This window comes from Blautia sp. MCC270 (assembly GCF_018785605.1).
GTDB classification, from domain to species: Bacteria; Bacillota; Clostridia; order Lachnospirales; family Lachnospiraceae; genus Blautia_A; species Blautia_A fusiformis.
Map to the genome: position 1 here is coordinate 1 of NZ_WQQD01000033.1, position 8,454 is coordinate 8,454.

At 46.2% G+C, this 8,454-nt stretch carries 5 protein-coding genes; 3 read left to right on the plus strand and 2 right to left on the minus strand.

Features of this window, described 5'->3' with window-relative positions; translation table 11 throughout:
* The coding region (locus GPK58_RS10000) for a helix-turn-helix transcriptional regulator (protein ID WP_215638588.1) at positions 1 to 708 on the plus strand (708 nt) is incomplete at its 5' end.
* Between the two features lie 183 nt (positions 709 to 891).
* A complete protein-coding gene (locus GPK58_RS10005; RefSeq protein ID WP_110103604.1) occupies positions 892 to 2,265 on the plus strand; it encodes a sodium-dependent transporter in 1,374 nt (457 codons plus the stop codon).
* Positions 2,266 to 2,444: 179 nt separating this feature from the next.
* On the opposite strand, the gene GPK58_RS10010 is transcribed toward GPK58_RS10005, so the two are convergent.
* Both GPK58_RS10010 and GPK58_RS10015 read right to left on the minus strand, forming a co-directional pair.
* Positions 2,445 to 5,837, minus strand: a complete 3,393-nt coding sequence (locus tag GPK58_RS10010; protein WP_215638589.1) for a DEAD/DEAH box helicase — start codon at positions 5,835 to 5,837, stop codon at positions 2,445 to 2,447.
* A gap of 201 nt (positions 5,838 to 6,038) precedes the next feature.
* Positions 6,039 to 7,469: an aspartate ammonia-lyase gene (locus GPK58_RS10015; RefSeq protein WP_215638590.1), complete on the minus strand. Its 1,431-nt coding sequence runs from the start codon at positions 7,467 to 7,469 to the stop codon at positions 6,039 to 6,041.
* 398 nt (positions 7,470 to 7,867) lie between these two features.
* Here GPK58_RS10015 and GPK58_RS13360 point away from each other — a divergent pair, with 398 nt between their 5' ends.
* Positions 7,868 to 8,314, plus strand: coding sequence for an Lrp/AsnC family transcriptional regulator (locus GPK58_RS13360; RefSeq protein ID WP_215638591.1), 447 nt, complete (start codon positions 7,868 to 7,870; stop codon positions 8,312 to 8,314).
* Positions 8,315 to 8,454 lie beyond the last annotated feature (140 nt).

An 8,454-nucleotide genomic window follows, 5' to 3' on the forward strand; every position in this document is an offset into this window, starting at 1 on the left:
ACGCCCCAGTCCCATTCCGGTGATTTTACATTAAAGCCTCTGGTTTATAATGATATCCTGATCTTTCTGCGCCAGCAAAATTCACCGGCTCTCTGTAAATATATTGATGAATATTTCAACGATATCATCACCAAAAAAATCCATATCCGGCAGACCTGGAGTGTAGCTGCTGCTTTTCTTACTGTACTTGACGGTTTTATCACGGAGTGCAGTCAGCGTGAAACGCTTTTTCCTCTTCTGGAAAACGCCCTGAATACTTACCAGAACTGCCAGAGTGCCCTGCAGTTAAAACAACTGCTCCAGTCTACCTGCAAGGCAGTTCTGGATTCTCTTGCTGATGAAAAAAATCCGCGGAAGTCAGCTCTTGTATCCCAGGTTCAGGAATATATCTGTCTGAATTTTAATCAGCCGGATCTTCGTCTTGAAACCATTGCTTCCCATTTTTTTGTCAATCCCCAGCATCTCTCTGCTGTATTCAGTCAGGAATCCGGAGTTACACTTACCTCATATATCAATGTCTGCCGCATGAAAAAAGCCAGACAGTTTCTTCTGGAAGACAGCCCTTCCATTCAAAATGTAGCTTCTTTATGCGGATTTTCTGATTCCGGATATTTCAGCAAATGTTTCCGGAAATATTACGGAATCTCTCCAAAAAACTTTGTATCCCTGACTGAAAAGAACAGTTATCCAGGTTCTATCGGCATATGATCTTTATATCATTAAAGCGTAACGTTTCACCGCTTCATCTTATTAAAATTACATTTTACTCTAACATATGTTTTATGTAAAATGCAAGTTCTTTTTATTGTGCAATATCCCGGAATGTGTTAAGATAAAACCTGCGACTTTATACAAATAGCAGTTTACCATACTGCAATAATGAGGTGAGTTATGAAAGAAAGAGAAAAACTTGGATCCCGTCTGGGATTCATTCTGATTTCTGCTGGCTGTGCCATCGGAATCGGAAACGTCTGGAAATTCCCTTACATGGCCGGACAGGGCGGTGGCGGCACATTCGTACTGTTTTACCTGATCTTCCTGGCCCTTCTTGGACTTCCTGTTATGACTATGGAGTTTTCTGTTGGACGTGCCAGCCAGAAGAGTCCCGTCAAAGCCTATTACGCACTGGAAAAACCAGGACAGAAATGGCACATCCATGGATATATCACTCTGATCGGATGTTATCTCCTGATGATGTTTTACACCACTGTTACAGGCTGGATGCTGAATTACTTCTATATGACAGCCACCGGTAAATTCCAGGGACTTGATTCCGACGGTGTTGCAGGACAGTTTACCAACATGCTTGGCCAGCCCGTTACTATGGGATTCTGGATGATCGTTGTTGTTATTGCAGGTGTTTTTGTCTGCTCCCGCGGTCTTCAGAACGGCCTTGAAAAAGTTACCAAGGTTATGATGATCTCTCTTCTGGTGATCATGGTTGTTCTTGCCATCAACAGTTTTACCATGGATGGTGCCAAAGAGGGACTGAAATTCTACCTGATCCCGGATTTCGAGCGTATGAAAGAGATCGGTATTATTTCTACCATTACCGGTGCTATGAACCAGGCATTCTTTACTCTCAGCCTTGGTATCGGTGCTATGGCTATCTTCGGAAGCTACATCGGAAAAGATCATGCACTGCTTGGTGAATCCATGAATATTGCGCTTCTGGATACTTTTGTTGCGATCACCTCCGGACTTATTATTTTCCCGGCATGTTTCACATTCAATGTTGACCAGACTTCCGGACCGAGCCTGATCTTCATCACACTGCCGAATATTTTCAACCACATTCCGCTTGGAAGACTGTGGGGAAGCCTGTTCTTCATCTTTATGTCATTTGCAGCTTTCTCTACCATCCTGGCTGTATTTGAAAATATTATTTCCTGCGGTATGGAGCTTACCGGCTGGAGCCGAAAAAAATCCAGTCTTGTAAATGCCATCGCCATCATCCTTCTGTCTCTGCCATGCGTACTTGGATACAATGTATGGTCCTGGGACTGGCTCAAGGTATTCGGCGGCGCAATTCTCGACCTTGAAGATTTTCTGGTAAGCAACATTCTGCTCCCGCTTGGTTCTCTTGTATACCTGCTTTTCTGTGTTTCCAAACGGGGCTGGGGCTGGGAAAACTTCACAGAAGAAGCCAACACCGGAAAAGGCATGAAGATCCGGAAATGGATGCGCGGATACATCACTTATATCCTGCCGCTGATCATTCTGTTTATCTTCTTCTTTGGTCTGTACGATAAGTTTTTTGCATAAAATAAAACACCCCTGACGGATATCGTATGTGATTTACACACGCGATTTCCATCGGGGGTGTTTTTGTTGAGTCAGGCGGATATTCACAGCCTGCATTCTTCCCGATACAAGCAAGTCCCCTCACCGCGTATTGCTTTTCGTAATTGAAGCAGGGAACTTACTTGATTCGGTTAAGAATTTTACCTGCCTAGCAGCTCCAGTACTTCCTCTCTGCTGATCAAAGCCTGGCCGATTCCCTCGCCGCTTAAGATCTCATCAGCCAGTTCCCGTTTTCTTTCCTGAAGAGCCCGGATTCGTTCTTCTATGGTGTCTTTCATAAAGAGGCGGTAGACACTGACAACGTTCTGCTGACCGATGCGGTGGGCACGGTCTGTTGCCTGATTCTGCACGGCAAGATTCCACCAGGGATCGTAGTGGATCACAATATCAGCTGCCGTAAGATTCAGGCCTGTTCCTCCTGCTTTCAGAGAAATGCAGAAAACAGAAGTATCATCCTCATTAAATGCATGTACCATCTGCGCCCGTTTTTCCTTGGAAGTCGATCCGGTCAACATATAAAAAGAAACTTTTGCTTTTTTCAGACGGACAGCCAGCACATCCAGCATGGTAGTAAACTGGGAAAAAAGCAGGATCTTATGTCCGCCATTCACCGCATTCTGAACCAACTCCATGCACATCTCCAGCTTGGAAGAATTCCCTTTGTATCCTTCATATACAAGTCCCGGATAACAGCAGATCTGCCGCAGCCTCGTGATCTCTGCAAGGATCTGCAGTTTAGAAGTGCGAAACTCCGCATCCGACTGCATCCCAAGCATTAGGCGAAGCCGTTCCGTATGGGCCTCATACAGCTCCTTCTGCTCGCTTTCCAACGGGGAAAACATATCTTTTTCCAGCTTATCCGGAAGATCCTTCAGCACATCCCTCTTCAATCTCCGCAGCACAAAAGGACGGATCATTTTCTGCAGACGCTCCATCGCATCGGAATTGCTGTACTGCACAGCTGGAAGCTCTATTTCCTTGCGGAATTTCTCATAAGAATACAAAAATCCCGGCATCAGAAAATCAAAAATACTCCACAGCTCACTGAGCCTGTTCTCCACCGGTGTACCGGTCAGCGCAAGCCTGAATTCCGACCGGATCTCCTTCACAGCCTTTGCCACCTGAGTTCCGTGATTCTTGATATACTGCGCCTCATCAATGATCTGCACAGCAAAATCCAGGTTCTGATAAGCCTTCAGATCCCGTTTCAGAAGGTCATAGGAAGTGATCAGAACCTCCCGTTCTCCCGCATTTTTGATCAGTGCTTTCCTCTCCTTCACATCACCAGTCACAACGGTAGCCGGAAGTCCCGGCGCAAAACGTTCGATCTCGTTCATCCAGTTAAACACCAGCGAAGCAGGCGTTATCACAAGGGCACGTCTGTTTTCTCCCGGCGCAGATTCCTGAAATTCTGACCAGAGAAATGTGATCACCTGGAGGGTTTTTCCAAGTCCCATATCATCTGCCAGGATCCCTCCAAACTGATTATGCTTCAGAGTTTTGATCCAGTAAAAGCCCTCTTTCTGATAGCCCCGGAGGATTTTTTCCTGCTCCCTGGGAATCTGAAATTTATGTTCTTCCATTGTCTGCATGTTCCGGATCAACGCACGAAAGGCATTGTCCTTCTCTACCTTGATCAGATCGCCGCCCTTCAGCTGACTGTCCAGATACATAGCACGATAGGCCGGAACCTGAGTCTTTCCTTTTTTCAGTTCACGATCACTGATCTGCAGTCCATTTTTCAGAGCAGAAAGCTCCCTGAGCTGACCATCGGAAACATCCAGAAAGCTGCCATCCTTCAGGCGAAAATATTTTTTCCTGCGATCGTACCTAGAAAGAATATCAAAAAGCTGCGCCTGATCCATCCCCTCCACATCCAGATCCAGGTTCAGAAGTCCGGCTGACAGAGAAACGCCAAGACGGATGTTTGGCAGCTTTGTCACCCTCATCTGTTTGATGGACTGGGAAATATAGACAGCTGCAACTTTCTGCATGGCGGGGATCCCTTCAGTAAGAAGCTGGTAGAGCTTTTCTTCGGAAGCTTTCACACTGTCGGGCTTCCCTGAACCTTCCCTGCACAAAGATTCCAGTTCCTCGGCACGACAATCCAATGCCAGCTCCATCCGCTGGTCATCATATCCGTTAAAATATTTTGACAGCATCGCAAACACACCAAGCTCTCCCGGAATATCCCTGGTGCGGGCAGACACATCTCGGTCAAAAACCGAAAATTTATCCTTCCCGTAAACAGAAAATGCCTTACAGGTGATCCAGTCACGCTCCGGCGCATCCAGATAGATCTCATATGCAGCCTTGTAGCATTCAAGACCTGTTTCTTCCGGGAAATCCCTGAGATCACAGTGAAAAAATTTTTTCAGGGAAGGAAGCAGCTCACGCACAAACGCGGGCACATCCGGTTCATCAATAAAGCCTCGGCCTGCAGGAAGCCGCTCCAGACAGGCAACAAATTCCTCCACTGCTCCAAGCTCCTGCCTGGAAACCAGATATACCTTCGCATTATCAAAATACATATGATACCGTATGCCTGTCACACTGTATACCGGCGCGATCTCAAGAGATAACCCCTGATCCTTCTTCCGGATCATCAGCGTCCTGTCCGGAATTTCTCTGACAGAATGCCATGTTGTCTCCGGATCATTGTTCATTTTGAACTTGAAACTTTTTTCGCCAAGTATAAGAAGCAGATCCTCAAGTTCTTTTCTGTCAACGGTAAGATCCCTCACCTTTTCCACAGCTATATTCTTCAGCTGTTCATATCTGGACATGTAAGTGCCGTGATGATTCTCGACCCATTCCCGGATAAAGGCCAGCACGCTTCTGGATCCTTCTGAAAAGGCTTCATCGGAATGGATAAATTCCAGATTTTTTCCATAAGAAACCTTCTCATTATGATCCAGATTCCACACAAAGGCCAACACGTCCTTGAGGATATATTTTTTCTCACAGCCAACGCGGAATTCCACGGTAAAACAATTTCTCACAGAATTAAATTTCAGGCAGGTTTCCAGCTCCACCCTGCCAAAATACGGATCCCCGGAAAACGGAAGCATACGGCTGTATAGCTGGCGATTAAGGAGGCTTTTCAGCTCAACGGTGGTTTTCGTTGCAGGCTGCCCTGGTCCGGATAAAGCAGCCGGAAATGCTGTTCCGCTGAATAACTCTGCCTGCTTCTGTTCCTCATCCTGCTGTCTGCGGATTTCCACACGCTCATAGGCCTTACGGTCTCCATATTCCAGAAGCACTGCCACGCAATGCTTACAGATCCCGGAATAGCTGCGAAAGACCGGGCAGTCACAGTATGCTTCTTTTATGCGGTCCGCTTCTGTATCATACTGAAAGCCTGTATTGTATACATTACGCCCACTTCCCTTCACTGCTGCAGATATTTTATCCACAGCTCCTTCCGACTTAATATCCAGCGACTGGATCCTCTTTCCGGTACGGTAGATATCAAGGCCTCTCTGATATGCCGTTGTATTGCAAAGTGCCCGAATGGCAGTTCGTTTAAGCATGTGTTTTCCCTTCTTTTCTTATCACGTTTCTTCCATTATAAAAGGAGACCTGCACTGTGGCAAGTCTCCTTATAGTACTCATTGATATCTCATTCCTGATCTGCCTATAGCATTTCCATAAAATCCCGCATCAGGTTCAGCTGCTCTGAAATGAATTGCTGCATCAGACGTTCCCGTCATACGTTGGTACAGATAGCTTTCTCAGCAGGCTTTTCTTCTTGCTTCATCCTCTTTCCGCTCTTCTCCGACTTCTGTCATCAGATACGGATCAAGAACCTCTTCCAGCTCTTTCTCAGTCATGATCCCTTGTTCCAGAACAATTTCCCGGACAGACTTGCCGGTTTTTACTGCAGTTTTTGCGATGGTTGCAGACGCCTTGTAGCCAATATGCGGGCAAAGAGCCGTTGCGATTCCTGCACTGCTTTCCATCAGGTCTTTGCAGTGTTTGCGGTTTGCGGTAATTCCTGTGATGCAGTTTACGATCAGGGTATCCACCGCTTTTTCCAGAGTCGTAATGGATTCAAAAAGATTACAAAATACAACCGGCTCAAAAGCATTCAACTCCAGCTGTCCGGCTTCTGCCGCCATGGTAATGGTGGTATCATGTCCTACGATGTGGAAAGCAACCTGGCTTACTACCTCCGGAATGACCGGATTTACCTTACCTGGCATGATGGAAGACCCATTCTGCTTTGCTGGAAGATTGATCTCCCCAAATCCGGTTTTCGGGCCGGAAGACATCAGTCGAAGATCGTTGCACATCTTGGAAAGATCCACCGCACAGGTTTTTACCACACCGGATACGGCAACAAAGCCGTCCAGATTTTCTGTTGCGTCAAAAAGGTCCTCGGCCTGTTTCAGCGGATAACCTGTAAGCTTTTCCAGATTTGGCACGATCTTATAAAAATAAGAATCGGAAACGTTGATAGCAGTTCCCACTGCAGTTCCTCCAAGGTTTACGGTGTACATTTCCCTGTGAGCCTTTTCGATACGTTTCCTGTCTCTGGAAACCATGGACGCATAACCGTGGAACACCTGACCAAGGCGGATCGGAACTGCATCCTGAAGCTGTGTACGTCCCATAGTGATCACATCATCGAACTCCTCTGCCTTTTTTGCAAGCTCCTTCTCAAGTCTTACCAGTGCTTTTTCCAGAGGTGCAAGAAGATCCAGAACGGTAAGCTTACCGGCCGTCGGAATCACATCATTGGTGGACTGCGCCATGTTTACGTGATCATTTGGATGGACCATTTTATAGCTACCCTTCGGACATCCGAGGATCTCACCGGCTCTGTTTGCGATTACCTCATTCATATTCATATTTGCGCTGGTTCCGGCACCACCCTGAATGGCATCTACGATAAATTCCTCTGCCAATTTTCCGGCGATCACCTCATCACAGGCTCTGACAATGGCGTCTGCCTTATCCTCCGGAAGAAGCCCTGCATTATTATTAGTGATAGCTGCTGCTTTTTTAATCTGTGCCAGGTTCCTGATGAATACCGGATGAAGCTTTGTACCTGTAATAGGAAAATTCTGTTTTGCCCTTAAAGCCTGAACTCCGTAATAAGCCTCTGCAGGCACTTCCATAGTTCCGATCGAATCTGCTTCCAGTCTTGTTTCTGTTGTCATTTTATCATCCCTCTTCTTTCTTCTGATCCTGTGCACATCTGATTTGCTCCGCCCTCTGATCTCATTTTTCAGTCCGACGGATATTCACTGTTTACAAATCATTCTGTTATTTTCATTTTTATCAGCAGCTGTTTTTCTGACGTCTAAGAAACTAACACTTTCTTTGTGGCTTGTAAATACTTTTAAGGGAAAACCATGATTATCCGTGTTTTTCAATAGTTTATATTAATCTTTTTAAGAGTTTCTTTTATTTTTCTTATTTTTATTAAGTCGTTTCTTGTGTTGTGATAACACACGCAGTATAATCAATACAGAAATACCTATTTTCAATCCACTTCCCTACGCAGCTCTGTACCAGTTACAAATAACATTTTTTTCATTGAAAGGAGACATTCTACATGGAACACAAACTCGACAACATCGACCGAAAGATCATCGAAATGCTTCAGAAGAACGCCCGCACCCCGGTAAAGGAAATCGCAAAGGAAGTCTTCCTTTCCTCCCCCGCTGTCTCCGCCAGGATCGAACACCTCGAAAAAAACGGGCTGATCACAGGCTACCACGCCCAGATCAACCCAGTATTTCTCGGTTATCATATAAAAGCATTCATCAACCTGGAAGTAGAACCCAACCAAAAAAAAGACTTTTATCCCTTCATCCAGTCCATCCCAAACGTCATCGAATGCAACTGCGTCACCGGCGATTACTCCATGCTCATCGAAGTATCCTTCCGCTCCACCATGGAACTGGACCACTTCATCAACGAACTCCAGCAGTTCGGCCGCACCAAAACACAGATCGTATTCTCCACCAGCGTAGAACACAGAGATCTGCCGGTGGAGTAACCACCCTCCCCTGCCGCCTTGAAAAACCAGCCCGTGAGGCGTGTGCTGCCTGTCGCCGGACTCTGCAGGAGGGGAGCTGATTCTTGGCTGGCGGAAATCTGCGTTGTTTTTCAAAAGTCCGCTGTCTGAGCGGCTGCAAG